Genomic DNA, 14,648 nt, shown 5'->3' on the forward strand with positions numbered 1-14,648 from the left:
TTGCCTGCGATAGCGATGGGTCAGGCAGCCATTGTTTAACTGACAGACCGCCATCGCAGGCAAGCCAGCTCCCACCTTTGGTTTTGTGCAGAGGTTTAACCTTTAAGTGCCAGCTCGATCAGTCCGTGCAGCTCTTGCACCGTCAGTGGTTCGGTCGAGAACAAAATGCGAAACACCGTCGGCGCCGCCAGCAGGTTGATTAAATGGTCCACGCTCGGCGGCGTACTCTGTGGGTAGCGATCGATAATCGTCTGAAGCTGCCCACTCAGAATGCTCACGCAATAACCCGGTGTGATCATGCTCTGCAGGTCACGCATCATGTTGCGCCCTGGCTCGGAGCTCATTTCATCCAGGTATTGCTCGGCCCAGGCCCGCAGATCACCGCGCAGGCTGCCGGTATTCGCCGGCTCACAGTCGGGGCGCATGCGGGCCAGGGCCACATCAGCCAACAGCACGGATAAGTCGCCCCAGCGCCGGTAAATGGTCGAGGGCGTGACGCCTGCGCGCGTCGCAATCATCGGTACGGTAACGCTGGAGCGCTCATGGGCTTCCAACAGCTCACGCACTGCTGAATGCACCGATTCTTGGACCCGGGCACTGCGGCCTCCCGGGCGAAGGCCTTCTTTTATCGCCATGCGTAAAACCTTAACACAAAGAATTTGCTTTAAGCGCGCGCCGGTAGCACACTGCGCAAAAGCAAAGTATTAGCTTTAGTGGAGTGTGCCCATGTCTCGCGTTATTTCCCAGCGGTCCAGCCTGGCGTTCCTGGTCATCACGGTGTTGACCTTCCTCGCCGCGTCCAGCGCGCCGACGCCGTTGTATCAGGTGTATCAGGAAAACCTGCATTTCTCCGCGACAATGCTCACGGTGATTTTCGGCGTATACGCCGTCAGCCTGTTGGCAGCGTTGCTGACCGTGGGTTCACTGTCGGATCACCTGGGGCGCAAGCCGGTGATTTTCGTCGCATTGCTGCTCAATATTGCGGCGATGCTGCTGTTTATCAACGCCGACAGCACCGCGCACCTGATTGCCGCCCGCGCGCTGCAAGGTTTCGCCACCGGCATGGCCACGGCGGTGCTGAGTGCGACCTTGCTCGACACCGACCGCCAGCGCGGCCCGATGCTCAATAGCCTGGCGCCGCTGTTGGGCATGGCCAGCGGCGGGCTGGGCAGTGGCCTACTGGTGGAGTTCGCGCCGCGTCCTACCCAATTGATTTACTTCACGCTGTTGGGGTTGATGGTGTTGCAGGCTGTGTATGTGTGGCGCCTGGCGGAAACCGTCAGTCGTATTCCGGGGGCCTTGAAGTCGCTGGCGCCGACCCTGCATGTGCCGCAGCAAGCGCGCCGGGCTTTATGGTTGGTGATGCCGCTGAATGTGGCGGTGTGGGCGCTGGGCGGGTTCTTCTCATCCCTGGCGCCGTCGCTGATCAAGGCTGCCACCGGTTCCACTTCGCACCTGATCGGTGGCGGCCTGGTGGCGGTCGTGACCTTGAGTGGCGCGGTGATGATCTACAGCGTGCGCGAGCGCCCGGCCGATAAAATCATGCGGCTGTCGGCAGGGCTGTTGGCCGTGGGCGTCGCGTTGCTGCTGGTGGCCGTCCACATGGGTATTTTGTGGCTGTTCTTTGTCGCCAGTGTGATTGCAGGTTTTGGTTTTGGCGGCGGCTTCATGGGCAGTGTGCGCAGCATTGTCGGACTGGCGTTGCCCCATGAGCGGGCCGGTTTGATGTCGGCGTTCTATGTCTTGAGCTACTTGGCGTTTTGCCTGCCAGCGCTGTTGGCGGGTTACTTGTGCCAGGTTTACGGCCTTATCGTCACGACTGAAGGCTATGGTGCGGCGCTGATACTGCTGGCCCTGAGTGCCTTGGTCGGTTTAATGCTGCAGAACTCGGTGCGGGCCAAGGCGGCAGTAGAGTGATGCTGTATATTGGTAAAGTAGATAACTTATAGAGATATTACCCGTTATATAGATATTCGATCAGGTTCTATGATGGCTTCAACCTCATACGAGGAAGAGGATTGCCATCATGACCTGCACGACGACTCCCAGTTGCACGCCCCCAGGCTGCAAAACCCCAAGCTATAAGCCCTTGAGCCACCTGACCCGCCCACGGGAAGTAATTCGCCAGTTCACCCCCAACTGGTTTGCCGCGACCATGGGTACCGGCGTGCTGGCCCTGGCCTTGGCTCAACTGCCGTTCAACCTGCCAGGTTTGCACGCCATTGCCGAAGGGCTGTGGCTGTTCACCATTGGCCTGTTTGTGCTGTTCAGCCTGTTGTACGCGGCGCGTTGGGTGATGTTCTTCCACGAAGCGCGACGCATCTTCGGGCACTCCACGGTGTCGATGTTCTTCGGCACCATTCCCATGGGCCTGGCCACCATTCTCAACGGCTTGTTGCTGTTTGGTCTGCCGCGCTGGGGCAGTGAGGTGATCCCGCTGGCAGAAGCCTTATGGTGGCTGGACGTGGCGATGGCCCTGGCCTGCGGTGTGTTGATCCCGTTCATGATGTTCACCCGCCAGGAACACAGCATCGACCAGATGACCGCCGTCTGGCTGTTGCCAGTGGTTGCCGCCGAAGTCGCCGCCGCCAGCGGTGGCTTGCTGGCGCCGCACTTGGCCGACGCCCATGCGCAACTGGTGATGCTGGTGACCAGCTACGTGCTGTGGGCGTTTTCCCTGCCGGTGGCGTTCAGCATCCTGACCATCCTGATGTTGCGCATGGCCCTGCATAAACTGCCACCTGCCAATATGGCCGCATCGAGCTGGCTGGCCCTTGGCCCCATCGGCACTGGTGCGCTGGGCATGTTGCTGTTGGGCGGTGACGCACCGGCGATTTTCGCCGCCAATGGCTTGCCGGGTGTGGGTGAAATGGCCAATGGCCTGGGCGTGGTGGCCGGCATCACCTTGTGGGGCTTCGGTTTGTGGTGGATGTTGATCGCGGTGCTGATCACCCTGCGTTACCTGCGCGCCGGCATTCCGTTCAACCTCGGCTGGTGGGGGTTTACCTTCCCGCTGGGGGTTTACGCGTTAGCCACGCTGAAGCTGGCGAGTCTGCTGCACCTGAGCTTTTTCAGCATCTTTGGCAGCGTGCTGGTGCTGGCATTGGCGCTGATGTGGCTGATCGTGGCCAAGCGCACTGTGCAGGGCGCCTATAAAGGTGAGCTTTTTGTTTCGCCATGCATTGCAGGACTAGCGAATAAGTAAGCGCGATTAGGTAAAGTCGTGGCCTGAGAAACTACACGCCTTCAGGCCACGCAGGAACACGGACGATGAGCCACCCCTCACAATTCACCTTGCTGCGCACACGGCGCTTTCTGCCGTTTTTCATCACCCAGTTACTGGGCGCATTCAACGACAACATCTTCAAGCAATCGCTGATCCTGGCGATTCTCTACAAGCTCACCATCGAGGGCGACCGCTCCATCTGGGTCAACCTGTGCGCCTTGTTGTTTATCCTGCCGTTCTTCCTGTTCTCGGCGCTGGCCGGGCAGTTTGGCGAGAAATTCAACAAGGACGCGCTGATCCGCGCGATCAAGATCGGCGAGATCGTGATCATGGCCGTGGGCGCCACGGGCTTTCTGTTCAACCACCTGGAACTGATGCTGCTGGCGCTGTTTGCCATGGGTACGCATTCGGCGTTGTTCGGCCCGGTGAAGTACTCGATCATGCCCCAGGCGTTGCACGACGATGAGCTGGTGGGCGGCAACGGGCTGGTGGAAATGGGCACGTTTCTGGCCATTCTGGCCGGCACCATTGGCGCCGGGATCATCATGTCGTCGAGCAATTACGCGCCCTTGGTGGCGGTAGCGATTGTCGGCGTGGCGGTGCTCGGCTACCTGGCCAGCCGCAGTATTCCGCGGGCGGCGGCGTCCACGCCCGAGCTGCGCCTGAACTGGAATATCTTCAGCGAATCCTGGGCCACCTTGCGCCTGGGCCTGGGGCAGACGCCGGCAGTGTCGCGCTCGATTGTCGGCAACTCGTGGTTCTGGTTTGTCGGTGCGATCTACCTGACGCAAATCCCGGCCTACGCCAAGGAATGGTTGTACGGCGACGAAACTGTGGTGACGCTGATCCTTACGGTGTTTTCGGTGGGCATCGCCGTTGGCTCGATGCTCTGCGAAAAGCTCTCGGGCCGTAAGGTCGAGATCGGCCTGGTGCCGTTTGGCTCGTTTGGCCTGACGGTCTTCGGCCTGCTGCTGTGGTGGCACTCGGGCGGCTTTCCGCAATCGGCCCAGGAACATAGCTGGCTGGCGGTACTCAGCTACGGTCAGGCGTGGTGGGTGTTGTTCGATATCCTTGGCCTGGGTGTGTTCGGTGGTTTCTATATCGTGCCGCTCTACGCGCTGATCCAGTCGCGCACGGCCGAGAACGAGCGCGCGCGGGTCATTGCGGCCAACAATATTCTCAATGCGTTGTTCATGGTGGTTTCGGCCATCGTTTCGATCCTGCTGCTGAGCGTGGCCAAGCTGTCGATCCCCGAGTTGTTCCTGGTGGTGTCGCTGCTCAACATTGCGGTCAACACTTACATCTTCAAAATCGTCCCCGAGTTCACCATGCGCTTCATGATCTGGCTGCTCAGCCATTCCATGTACCGCGTGGAGCATCGCAACCTTGAGCTGATTCCGGATGAAGGCGCGGCGCTGCTGGTGTGCAACCACGTGTCGTTTGTCGATGCACTGTTGATTGGCGGCGCGGTACGTCGGCCGATTCGCTTTGTGATGTACTACAAGATCTACCGTTTGCCGGTGCTGAACTTTATCTTCCGCACGGCCGGGGCGATTCCGATTGCCGGGCGCCATGAAGATATCCAGATCTACGAAAAGGCCTTCATGCGAATTGCCCAGTACCTGAAGGAAGGGGAGTTGGTGTGCATCTTCCCGGAAGGCAAGCTGACCGCCGATGGCGAGATCAATGAGTTCCGTAGCGGGTTGACGCGGATTCTGGAGCAGACCCCGGTGCCGGTGATTCCGATGGCGTTGCAGGGGTTGTGGGGGAGCTTTTTCAGTCGCGATCCGAACAAGGGCATCTTTCATCGGATCTGGTCGCGGGTGGTGTTGGTGGCGGGTGAGCCGGTTGCGGTGGAGGCCGCGACGCCTGAGCAGTTGCAGGCGCGGGTAAGGGTGTTGCGCGGGAGTGTCAGGTAGTTATTTGCTGGCTGTAAGGGCCTCATCGCAGGCAAGCCAGCTCCCACATTTGAACGCTGAACACCGTCCAATGTGGGAGCTGGCTTGCCTGCGATAGCGGTAGTGGCTCAGGCGCTGATCTTGAGCCCAACCAGCCCGCAAATGATCAACGCCACACTCGCCAACCTGAACATCGCCATGGACTCCCCAAACAGGATAATCCCGGCGATCACCGTGCCTACCGCACCCACACCGGTCCAGATGGCATAGGCGGTGCCCAGCGGCAGCTCCTTCATGGCCAGGCCCAGCAGGCCGAGGCTGATGGCCATGGCGGCGATCGTCAGTGCTGTCGGCAGCGGCTTGCTGAAACCGTCGGTGTACTTCAGGCCGACCGCCCAGCCGACCTCAAACAGCCCGGCAAAAAACAGAATGATCCAGGACATGTTGATCTCCCCTCTATAGCTGGGGTCGTCCCCGGATTAAGCGCTTGAGAGCGTCGCGAGGTCGTCCCCGCGAAGCCCGGTAGCTTGCCGAAAATTGATCAGGTGATCAAGTTTACGGCGCGCTCTCCAGGGCGCGGCGGTCCTCTTTTTCGCTCATTCTGCGAAAGTAAGTCGACAGCAATGCCCCGGAAATATTGTGCCACACGCTGAACAGCGCGCTCGGCACCGCCGCCAAGGGCGAAAAGTGCGCACTGGCCAGCGCGGCGCCCAGCCCGGAGTTCTGCATGCCCACTTCCAGCGCCAGGGATTTACGCTGCGCCAACGGCAGTTTGAACAGGCGGCCGGTGAAGTAACCGAGCAGATAACCGAAGCTGTTGTGCAGCATCACCACGGCCATGATCAACAGGCCGGACTCGGCGATCTTCGCCTGGCTCGCTGCAACGACTGCAGCGACGATGATTACGATGCTTACCACTGAGACCAGCGGCAATACCTCCACGGCATGGCGCACCCGGTCGCCCAGCACGCGTTGCGCCACCACGCCCAGCACGATCGGCAGCAATACCACTTGCAGGATCGACCAGAACAGCTCCATGAATGACACCGGCAGCCAGGCCGAGGCCAGCAGCCAGATCAATGCGGGCGTCAGCAGCGGGGCGAGGAGGGTGGTGACGGCGGCGATGGCTACCGACAGCGCGAGGTCGCCCCGGGCCAGCCAGGTCATGACGTTGGACGACGTGCCGCTTGGGCAGCACCCGACCAGGATCACGCCGACGGCGATTTCCGGCGGCAGGTGGAACGCCTGGCACAGCAGCCAGGCCACGCCCGGCATGATCACAAAATGCGCAACCACGCCGAGGGCCACGCGCCAGGGATGGCGGGCGACTTCGGCGAAGTCTTCCAGTTTCAAGGTCAGCCCCATGCCGAACATCACCAGGCCCAGCAGCGGCACGATGGCGCCTTTGAGGCCAATGAACCAGCCGGGCTCAAGGAAGGCGAGCACCGCGAAAATCAACACCCAGTAGGCGAAGGTATTGCCAACGAAGCGGCTCAAGGCGGCGAGTGCGCGCATGGGGAAGTCCTTGTTATTAGAGTTCGAGGATGTAACTGCAATCAATGTGGGGCTTGTGTGGGAGATGTTTGTGTGAGGACTGGCTTGTGTGGGAGCCGGGCTTGCCCGCGATGCAGGCACCTCGGTCTTCAGCTGGATCGAGTTGATGCTATCGCAGGCAAGCCAGCTCCCACACAAGCCAGCTCCCACATTTTGATCTTCACATGGCTTAGATGCCCTGCGGGGTTTCTTCGCCGCCCAGTGCCTCAACCAACGCCGGCAGGAACTCACCAAACGTCAGCATCATCAGGGTAAAGCTGGCATCCAGCTGGCCCAATGCCTCGTCGCCGCCGTCCTGTTCAGCCTGGTCTTGCAGCAGGTCTTCGAACTTCAGGCGCTTGACGGTCATTTTGTCGTCGAGCATGAAGGACAACTTGTCCTGCCAGGCCAGGGACAATTGCGTCACGACTTTGCCGGTAGTCAGGTGCAGTTGGATCTCTTCGCCGGTCAGGTCCTGGCGCTTGCAGCGCACGATGCCGCCGTCTTCGTGGGTGTCGCGCAGTTCGCATTCGTCGAGGACGAAGAAGTCATCGGCCGGCTTCTGCGTGGTGACCCAGTCGGTCATGATCGCCGTTGGTGCGGTTTTAACCGTCAGCGGGCGTACCGGCAGGGTGCCGATTACTTCGCGCAGGGTCGACAGCAGGTCTTCGGCGCGTTTCGGGCTCGCCGAGTTGACCAGGATCAGGCCCTGTTTCGGCGCAATGGCGGCGAAAGTCGACGAGCGACGGATAAAGGCGCGCGGCAGGAAGGCCTGGATGATTTCATCCTTGATCTGGTCGCGTTCCTTCTTATAGACCTTGCGCATTTGCTCGGCCTCGATCTCTTCGACTTTCTCTTTAAGCGCGTCACGCACCACGCTACCCGGCAGGATGCGTTCTTCCTTGCGTGCAGCGATCAGCAGGAAGTCACCGCTGACATGCACCAGGGGAGCGTCTTCACCTTTACCAAAAGGTGCGACGAAACCGTAAGTGGTCAACTCCTGGCTTGCACACGGGCGCGCCAGTTTGGTGGCCATGGCCGCTTCCAACGCCTCGGCATCAACAGGCAGATCTTGGGTCAGGCGATAGATAAGCAGGTTCTTGAACCACATGGGGTGAGTCTCTCCTTTATACAAAGGGGGGCATTATTCTCTTGATCCGGGCTGAGGCCAACCCTGCCTAAGCCATTGGAAGGGCTGAAAAAAAAGATTTAAGAAAGTGCTTGCCAGACTTAAGGTCGCTCCGTAGAATGCGCGCCACACCGAAGCGAAGGGTGATTAGCTCAGCTGGGAGAGCGTCTGCCTTACAAGCAGAATGTCGGCGGTTCGATCCCGTCATCACCCACCATTCGTTTCAAGTGTTACGCGCAGCGGTAGTTCAGTCGGTTAGAATACCGGCCTGTCACGCCGGGGGTCGCGGGTTCGAGTCCCGTCCGCTGCGCCATATTCGGTAACCTGGAACACTGAACGCCAGGTCACCACAGAAAGCCCGCTCATTGAGCGGGCTTTTTGCTGTCCGGGGTTTGTAAAACCAAAAAAACGCCGCCGATCATTTCCGATGATTGGCGGCGTTTTTTTATGGGCTGATCAGAAATCCCAACGCGTTGTCACCATCACGTTGCGCGGCTCAGGTGTCATTGATAATGGTTTTTAACAGTGCCGCCAAGCAACGTATAAACGCAATAGACTCACATTTGGGGCTTGAGGCCCCGTTTTCAGGGGCGCGGAGGGCACCAGAGAAATTATTTTAAATAAATTGCATTTAAATCAAGACATTGCAGATTTTTGGTGTATTATGCCGCCCACACCGAAGCGAAGGGTGATTAGCTCAGCTGGGAGAGCGTCTGCCTTACAAGCAGAATGTCGGCGGTTCGATCCCGTCATCACCCACCATTCGTTTCAAGTGTTACGCGCAGCGGTAGTTCAGTCGGTTAGAATACCGGCCTGTCACGCCGGGGGTCGCGGGTTCGAGTCCCGTCCGCTGCGCCATATTCGGTAACCTGGAACACTGAACGCCAGGTCACCACAAGAAGCCCGCTCATTGAGCGGGCTTTTTTTTGCCTGCGATTCAGCTTTGCGCTTCGGCGGCGAGCGCCACAGGCGCGGGTGCAATCTCACGTCGGCTCAGAAACACAAACACCACCACCGCCGTAAACAGGGTGAGCCCGGCCAGCCATTGCAGCAACGTATTGAAGCCCGCGAGGTAGGCCGTGCGCAGCAATTCCAGCGGGAGGTTTGCACGGGTGTCGCCCATGACCAACTGCTGGGCAACCCCAGCAATGTCCTGCGAACTGTCTGCGGGCAGATGATGGGCAACCAGCGCACTCAACACAGCCACGGTGATGGCCAGCGCCACACCTTCACTGGCAACCCGGGTCGTATTGAAAATGCCCGCGGCCATGCCCGCACGCTCTGTGGGCACCACGCTGATCGCCAGGCCATCCATCAAACCCCACGGCAAGCCCGTACCTATCCCGATCACCAACATTGCCACGACAGTCGGCAATGGCTGGCCGGGCTGGGCCAGGCTCAGCCCATACAACCCCGACGCCGCGATCAACAGGCCAAGGCCACACAACAGCCCCGCCGACAGCCAGCGTGTCAGCGTTGCGGCCAGTAACGGCACCACCAGCATCGGCGCAGACAGCGCCAGCATCATCAAGCCCGCCTCTGACGCGCTGGCGCCTTCGACCCCAATAAACCGCAGCGGCAGCAACACCACCAGCACGATGTAGCAGTAGCAGGTGCCAATCGGCAACAATTGCACGCCGATAAAACGCGCAAAGCGAAACAGGCGCAGATCCAGCATCGGTTGGCTCGCACGCTGTTCAACCAGGATAAACACCAGCAAGAAAGCCGCAGCCGCCGCAAGCAGGCAACCGGTCGTCACCGAAGCCCAACCCAACTGCGGCGCGAGAATGATCGCCGTGGTCAAGCTCACCAGCATTGCCGAAAACGTCAGTACGCCAGGCAGGTCCAACTGCAGCGCTTGCGGGTCGCGGCTCTCTCGCATTGTGGGTGCGGCGAACAGCAACGACAGGCCCGCCAGCAATGCGGTGGTGAAGAAAATCGCACGCCAGCCCCACAGTTCAATCAGCCACCCAGACAGCAGCGGCCCGAAAGCCAGGCCCGCGCCAAAGGTGGTGCCCAGCAAGCTGAAGGCGCGTGTCCTGGCATGGCCATCGAACTCCTGCGCCAACGCTGCGCAGCCGCTGGCCAATGCGGTAGCTGCCGCAACACCTTGAACACCGCGCAGTACATCCAGCCAGAGCATGCCCGGTGCCACGGTCAGCAGCAGCGAGACACCTGTAAACAGCGCCATGCCCCACAGGAACAAACGCTTGCGACCATACCGATCGGCAAGGGTGCCGGCGGCCATCAGCAGGCTGCCGAAACTAAGCATGAACGCGTTGGTGATCCACGCCAACTGTGTGGGGTGCGCAGCAAATGCGTGGCCGATAAAGGGCGTCGCTACGGCGCCACCGGTAAAGCTCATGGGCAACACCAGAGCCGCCAGGCAGATCGCGGCAAGAATGGCATAGCGGCCATGGGCGGAGTCGGCTGTGTTCATCGGGAGATTCCTGTGGACCTGTAAAGATAAAGACTCTAATCAGGATGTAATGGCGGATAAATGGGCCTACATTCCACACATAACGGACAAATTGGATGCATTGGTATGAGCGACAATCTCAGCGGTGTTATCGCCTTCGTGAAAACCGCTGAAGCGCTCAGCTTCACAGGCGCGGCGCGGGCGATGGGCATTTCCGCCTCGGCGGTGGGCAAAAATGTGGTCAAGCTGGAAGCGTCGTTGAATGTGCGGTTGTTGCACCGCAGCACGCGCAAAGTCAGCCTGACTGCTGAAGGCCAGTTGTTCTACGAGCGCTGTCGGAAAATTCTCGATGACCTGCAGGACGCCCGCGCCATGCTCTCCCATGCCATGCAGGCCCCCCGCGGCAAGTTGCGGGTCAGCCTGCCCACCATCGGTTACAGGTTTCTATTTGCGCATATGGTCGCCTTCAGGCGGGCCTACCCGGAAATTGAGTTGGAGCTGGATTTCAACGACCACCTGGTGGATCTGATCGAGGAAGGCTTCGACGTGGTGATCCGCAGCGGCGGTCTGGCCGATTCGACCTTGATGGCGCGCCGACTCGGGCCATTTCGCTTTGTGTTGTGTGCATCGCCTGAGTACCTGCGTGCGAACGGTCGGCCAGCAACCCTCAGTGACCTTGAGCGCCACCAATGCCTGCGTTATCGCTTCGCCACCACCGGCAAAATCATGGAGTGGACCTTATCCGCCAACCCGGCGATCACCCAATTACGGCTGCCCACGGCGCTGACGTTGAACAATATGGAAGCGATGCTTCGGGCCGCAATCGATGGCCATGGCATCGCTTACGTGCCGGACTTTCTGGCCCGTGAGGCGCTGGCCCAGGCACAGTTGGAAACCGTGTTGGACGGGCACTCTGATGACCAAGGCCAATTCTGGGCGCTGTGGCCTTCCAGTCGGCACCTGTCGCCAAAGATCCGGGTGTTTGTGGACTTTGTTGCTGAACGCCTGTTCACAGTCCCATCAACCGATACCCCACCTGCAACTCGGTAATAAAATGCTGCGGCTGCGCCGGATCCGCCTCCAGTTTTTGCCGCAAGTGCGCCATGTGTACACGCAGATAGTGCGGGCGGTCGATGTAGTCCAGCCCCCACACTTCGAGCAATAACTGCCGATGTGTCAGCACCCGGCTCTGGCCGCGAATCATTGCGCAGAGCAGGCGGTACTCGATGGGTGTGAGGTGCACCGGCTGGCTCTGGCGCCACACTTCGTGGGTCGACAGGTCGACTTCAATTTCGCCAAACGCCACCTTGCTGGTCGCCGCCACAGCGCCCGTCTGCCCGTGCCGGCGCAGTTGTGCGCGGATGCGAGCGAGCAATTCGGGCACGCCGAACGGCTTGGTCAGGTAATCATCGGCCCCTGCGTCCAAAGCGGCGACTTTCTCTTCTTCGCGATCACGCGCCGACAACACCAGAATCGGCACCGCCAGCCAACCACGCAACTCACTGATCAGTTGCTTGCCATCGCCATCGGGTAAGCCGAGGTCGACGATCACCAGGTCCGGTTGACGGCTGGCGGCATGAATCAGCGCACGTTTGACGCTGTCGGCTTCGAACACCTGAAAGCCTTCATCTTGCAGGGCGATCCCGACAAAGCGGCGGATATTGGCTTCGTCTTCAACAATCAAAATGCGTGCAGTGCTCATAGGTTTTCCATGGCCGGCGGGGTGCCGGCCGGTAAGGTGATGATGAAGTGCATGCCGCACGTCTCAAGCGGGTGGGTGTGGATATGCCCGCCATGGGCTTCAACGATGCGTTTGGCCAGCGCCAGGCCCAGGCCGATGCCCGTGACGGAAGATTCCTGCTGGCCACGTGCGAAAGGTTCGAACAGGTTGGCGGGAGCCTTGCCCGGGCCGTTGTCGCTGACTTCCAGCACGATGCTGTCCGAAACTTTGCTGCCAGTGACGGTAATGAGGGTGCCCGCCGGCGTGTATTTGGCGGCGTTATCCAGCAGGTTGACCAGCACCCGCTCGATCAGCAGGGCGTCGATATCCACCAGCGGCAACTGTGAATCCAACAGGGTTTGCACGCGGTGGTGTGCCAACGGCTCACGCAACTGGCGCAGGGCGCTGCCGAGGATTTCTTCCAGCGAATGCCACTGCCGGTTCAGGCGCACGCCGCGCTCTTGCATGCGCGCCATGTCCAGCAGGTTTTCGATCAGCCGCTGCATCGATGTAGCTTGTTCATGGATGCCGTGCAGCAATTCGGTCAGCGGACCTGGTGGGGCATGGGGCAGGGCGGTGTCGGCGGCGCCGATCAGGGTGGTCAGGGGCGTGCGCAAGTCGTGGGAAATAGCGGCGAGCAGGGTGTTGCGCATCTTCTCGCCTTCCATCTGCACCAGCGTGCTTTGCGCCACTTCGACGAAATGCACGCGCTCCAGTGCAATCGCCAATTGGCTCATGCAGGCTTCCAGCAGACGGCGCTCCTGCGGGTCGTTCAAGCGCTCGCTCTGGGCCAGTTCCAGTACCAGCACGCCGCGCACGCGCATCGGCGCTTTGAGCGGTAAGTAACAACCTTTGGCTGCTGACAAGGTGTCGGTGCCATGGCCTGCGGCTTGGCCATGGTCGTAAGTCCATTGGGCGATGCTTTCGTCAATCGGCAAGCCGCTGGCACTCACGCTGTGCACGCCATCGGCGGCGTCCGGCAACACCAAGCCGACCCGTGCTTCGAACACGCCACTGAAGGTGCGCAGCGCGACTTCGCTGATGTGCTCTACGGTCAGTGCCGCCGACAAGTCGCGAGCCAGCCGCGCCAAAGAGGTAGCGCGCCGTTCGCGCGCGGCCGCCGTGCGTGCTTCATGGCGCAGGCGGGCGGTGAGTTGCCCGGTGATCAAGGCAATGCCGAGCATCAGCGCAAAGGTGAAGAAATACTGAGTGTCATTGACGGTGAACGAGTAGCGCGGCTGTACGAAAAAGAAGTCGAAACACAGCACCGCCAGCATCGCCGCCCACACACCGGGGCCGCGCCCATAACGCAAGGCCACCAGCACCACGGTGAGCAAAAACAGCATGACCACGTTGGCCAGGTCGAACACTTGCAGCAGCAATGCAGCGACGGCGCTGGCGCTGAAGCAGGCGAGTGTGGCCCACAGGTAGGCCAAGGCGCGGCCGGGGGGCAGCGAGGGTTTTTCGAGGGTCGGCGCAGGCCCGGGCAAGACGCTGTGAGCGATCACGATCTGATCGATCTGCGGGTGATGTCGGCTGATCCGGTCGCTGACCGACTGATGCCAGAAGCGCCACGCCTGGCGCGGATGATGGCCGAGCACCAGGCGATTGGCGTTGTGTTCGCGGGCGCAGGCGGCCAGGGCTTCAGCCACGTCCATGCCCGGCAGCGTCGCGGTATCAGCGCCGAATTCGCTGGCCAGGCTCAGGGTTTTCATCGCCGTGAGGTAACGCTTGGCGCCGCTGCCTTGGGCCGTTGCGACATGCACGACGATCCAGTCAGCTTCGAGCTTTTGCGCCAATCGTGCAGCTTCGCGCACCAGACGTTCATCACCGGCGTCGCCCGCCACACCTACCAGCAAGCGTTCGCGGGCTGGCCACAGGGCTTTGATCGACTGTTCGCGACGGTACACGCGCATTTGCGCGTCGACCCGATCCGCCGTGCGCCGCAGCGCCAGTTCGCGCAGGGCCAACAGGTTGCCCTTGCGAAAAAAATGCTGTGCGGCGCGCTCCGCTTGCGGGCCGAGATAGACCTTGCCGTCCTTCAAGCGTTGCAGCAAATCGTCGGGCGGCAGGTCGATCACCACCACGTCATGGGCGTTATCAAACACGTGGTCCGGTACGGTTTCGCGCACGCGAATGCCGATGATGCCGCTGACCAGATCATTCAGGCTTTCCAGGTGCTGGACGTTGAGCGTGGTCCACACGTCGATGCCGGCGCTGAGCAGTTCTTCAACGTCTTGCCAGCGTTTGGGATGCCGCGAGCCAGGCGCGTTGCTGTGGGCCAACTCGTCCACCAGCAATACGGCGGGCTGCCTGCGCAACGCGGCGTCTAGGTCGAATTCGCTGAGCGAAAAATCGTGGTGCAGCAAGGCAGCGCGGGGCAGTTGCTCCAGGCCGTCGAGCCGCTCGGCAGTCTCCGTGCGGCCGTGGGTTTCTACTACGCCGGCAAGCACATCACGGCCCAGGGCGACTTCGCGTTGCGCCGCCGCGAGCATGGCGCAGGTCTTGCCCACCCCGGCATTTGAGCCGAAGTAAATACGCAATTTGCCGCGCAAGGCGGCCTGTTCTTCGAGCTGTACCCGCGCGAGCAAGGCGTCGGGGTCGGGGCGTTCGTGGTTGAGTGCGGGCATGTTCTTCCTGTTGAATACAACACGATTAACTGTGGGAGCTGGCTTGTTGTGGCGAGCAAGCTTGCTTGCGCTGGGGTGCGAAGCACCCCCAAA

Annotated in this window: 11 protein-coding genes and 4 tRNA genes; 8 read left to right on the forward strand and 7 right to left on the reverse strand. The window is 60.6% G+C overall.

What is annotated here, in order from left to right:
• Positions 1-95: 95 nt before the first annotated feature.
• Positions 96-635 (reverse strand): TetR/AcrR family transcriptional regulator, encoded by a 540-nt coding sequence (locus HU759_RS10415; RefSeq protein WP_099547863.1) that lies wholly within the window; start codon positions 633-635, stop codon positions 96-98.
• Positions 636-726: 91 nt separating this feature from the next.
• Here HU759_RS10415 and HU759_RS10420 point away from each other — a divergent pair, with 91 nt between their 5' ends.
• The 3 genes from HU759_RS10420 to HU759_RS10430 all read left to right on the forward strand — a co-directional run bounded on the left by HU759_RS10420 (position 727) and on the right by HU759_RS10430 (position 5,145).
• Complete coding sequence (locus HU759_RS10420) at positions 727-1,917, forward strand: MFS transporter (RefSeq protein WP_017136392.1); 1,191 nt, start codon at positions 727-729, stop codon at positions 1,915-1,917.
• Between the two features lie 109 nt (positions 1,918-2,026).
• Complete coding sequence (locus HU759_RS10425) at positions 2,027-3,205, forward strand: TDT family transporter (protein ID WP_017136391.1); 1,179 nt, start codon at positions 2,027-2,029, stop codon at positions 3,203-3,205.
• A gap of 65 nt (positions 3,206-3,270) precedes the next feature.
• Positions 3,271-5,145, forward strand: coding sequence for an MFS transporter (locus tag HU759_RS10430; protein ID WP_186618387.1), 1,875 nt, complete (start codon positions 3,271-3,273; stop codon positions 5,143-5,145).
• A gap of 107 nt (positions 5,146-5,252) precedes the next feature.
• On the opposite strand, the gene sugE is transcribed toward HU759_RS10430, so the two are convergent.
• The 3 genes from sugE to rdgC all read right to left on the reverse strand — a co-directional run bounded on the left by sugE (position 5,253) and on the right by rdgC (position 7,768).
• Positions 5,253-5,567 carry a quaternary ammonium compound efflux SMR transporter SugE gene (gene sugE, locus HU759_RS10435; RefSeq protein ID WP_099547866.1) on the reverse strand — a complete coding sequence of 105 codons (315 nt, stop codon included), beginning with the start codon at positions 5,565-5,567 and terminating at the stop codon, positions 5,253-5,255.
• A gap of 112 nt (positions 5,568-5,679) precedes the next feature.
• On the reverse strand, positions 5,680-6,639 hold the full coding sequence (locus HU759_RS10440) for a bile acid:sodium symporter family protein (RefSeq protein ID WP_099547867.1): 960 nt from the start codon (positions 6,637-6,639) through the stop codon (positions 5,680-5,682).
• Positions 6,640-6,847: 208 nt separating this feature from the next.
• Complete coding sequence (gene rdgC, locus HU759_RS10445; protein ID WP_003172886.1) at positions 6,848-7,768, reverse strand: recombination-associated protein RdgC; 921 nt, start codon at positions 7,766-7,768, stop codon at positions 6,848-6,850.
• A 159-nt stretch (positions 7,769-7,927) separates the two neighbouring features.
• On the opposite strand from rdgC, the gene HU759_RS10450 reads away from it, so the two are divergent.
• The 4 genes from HU759_RS10450 to HU759_RS10465 all read left to right on the forward strand — a co-directional run bounded on the left by HU759_RS10450 (position 7,928) and on the right by HU759_RS10465 (position 8,644).
• Positions 7,928-8,003, forward strand: a tRNA-Val gene (locus HU759_RS10450).
• Positions 8,004-8,022: 19 nt separating this feature from the next.
• Positions 8,023-8,099, forward strand: a tRNA-Asp gene (locus HU759_RS10455).
• Between the two features lie 373 nt (positions 8,100-8,472).
• Positions 8,473-8,548, forward strand: a tRNA-Val gene (locus HU759_RS10460).
• A gap of 19 nt (positions 8,549-8,567) precedes the next feature.
• Positions 8,568-8,644 (forward strand) — tRNA-Asp (locus HU759_RS10465).
• 79 nt (positions 8,645-8,723) lie between these two features.
• Here HU759_RS10465 and HU759_RS10470 read toward each other — a convergent pair.
• Entirely contained in the window at positions 8,724-10,226 is a 1,503-nt protein-coding gene (locus tag HU759_RS10470; RefSeq protein WP_170040007.1) for an MFS transporter, read from the reverse strand.
• A 105-nt stretch (positions 10,227-10,331) separates the two neighbouring features.
• Between HU759_RS10470 and HU759_RS10475 the strand changes: the two genes are divergently transcribed.
• On the forward strand, positions 10,332-11,255 hold the full coding sequence (locus HU759_RS10475; protein WP_170040009.1) for a LysR family transcriptional regulator: 924 nt from the start codon (positions 10,332-10,334) through the stop codon (positions 11,253-11,255).
• Here the strand turns inward: HU759_RS10475 and HU759_RS10480 are convergent.
• Positions 11,215-11,907, reverse strand: a complete 693-nt coding sequence (locus HU759_RS10480) for a response regulator (protein ID WP_138450464.1) — start codon at positions 11,905-11,907, stop codon at positions 11,215-11,217. The two genes, HU759_RS10475 and HU759_RS10480, sit on opposite strands and share 41 nt — an antisense overlap.
• Positions 11,904-14,555, reverse strand: coding sequence for a sensor histidine kinase KdpD (locus tag HU759_RS10485; protein ID WP_186618389.1), 2,652 nt, complete (start codon positions 14,553-14,555; stop codon positions 11,904-11,906). The genes HU759_RS10480 and HU759_RS10485 overlap by 4 nt, the downstream gene beginning before the upstream one ends.
• Positions 14,556-14,648: the final 93 nt, after the last annotated feature.

It is taken from the genome of Pseudomonas sp. OE 28.3, from assembly GCF_014268205.2.
GTDB classification, from domain to species: Bacteria; Pseudomonadota; Gammaproteobacteria; order Pseudomonadales; family Pseudomonadaceae; genus Aquipseudomonas; species Aquipseudomonas edaphica.

Coding starts and splice junctions, on each gene's coding strand:
- HU759_RS10430 (WP_186618387.1), top strand. CDS start 3,271: ATGAGCCACCCCTCACAATTCACCTTGCTGCGCACACGGCGCTTTCTG.
- HU759_RS10425 (WP_017136391.1), top strand. CDS start 2,027: ATGACCTGCACGACGACTCCCAGTTGCACGCCCCCAGGCTGCAAAACC.
- HU759_RS10480 (WP_138450464.1), bottom strand. CDS start 11,907: ATGAGCACTGCACGCATTTTGATTGTTGAAGACGAAGCCAATATCCGC.
- sugE (WP_099547866.1), bottom strand. CDS start 5,567: ATGTCCTGGATCATTCTGTTTTTTGCCGGGCTGTTTGAGGTCGGCTGG.
- HU759_RS10440 (WP_099547867.1), bottom strand. CDS start 6,639: ATGCGCGCACTCGCCGCCTTGAGCCGCTTCGTTGGCAATACCTTCGCC.
- HU759_RS10475 (WP_170040009.1), top strand. CDS start 10,332: ATGAGCGACAATCTCAGCGGTGTTATCGCCTTCGTGAAAACCGCTGAA.
- HU759_RS10470 (WP_170040007.1), bottom strand. CDS start 10,226: ATGAACACAGCCGACTCCGCCCATGGCCGCTATGCCATTCTTGCCGCG.
- HU759_RS10485 (WP_186618389.1), bottom strand. CDS start 14,555: ATGCCCGCACTCAACCACGAACGCCCCGACCCCGACGCCTTGCTCGCG.
- HU759_RS10415 (WP_099547863.1), bottom strand. CDS start 635: ATGGCGATAAAAGAAGGCCTTCGCCCGGGAGGCCGCAGTGCCCGGGTC.
- rdgC (WP_003172886.1), bottom strand. CDS start 7,768: ATGTGGTTCAAGAACCTGCTTATCTATCGCCTGACCCAAGATCTGCCT.
- HU759_RS10420 (WP_017136392.1), top strand. CDS start 727: ATGTCTCGCGTTATTTCCCAGCGGTCCAGCCTGGCGTTCCTGGTCATC.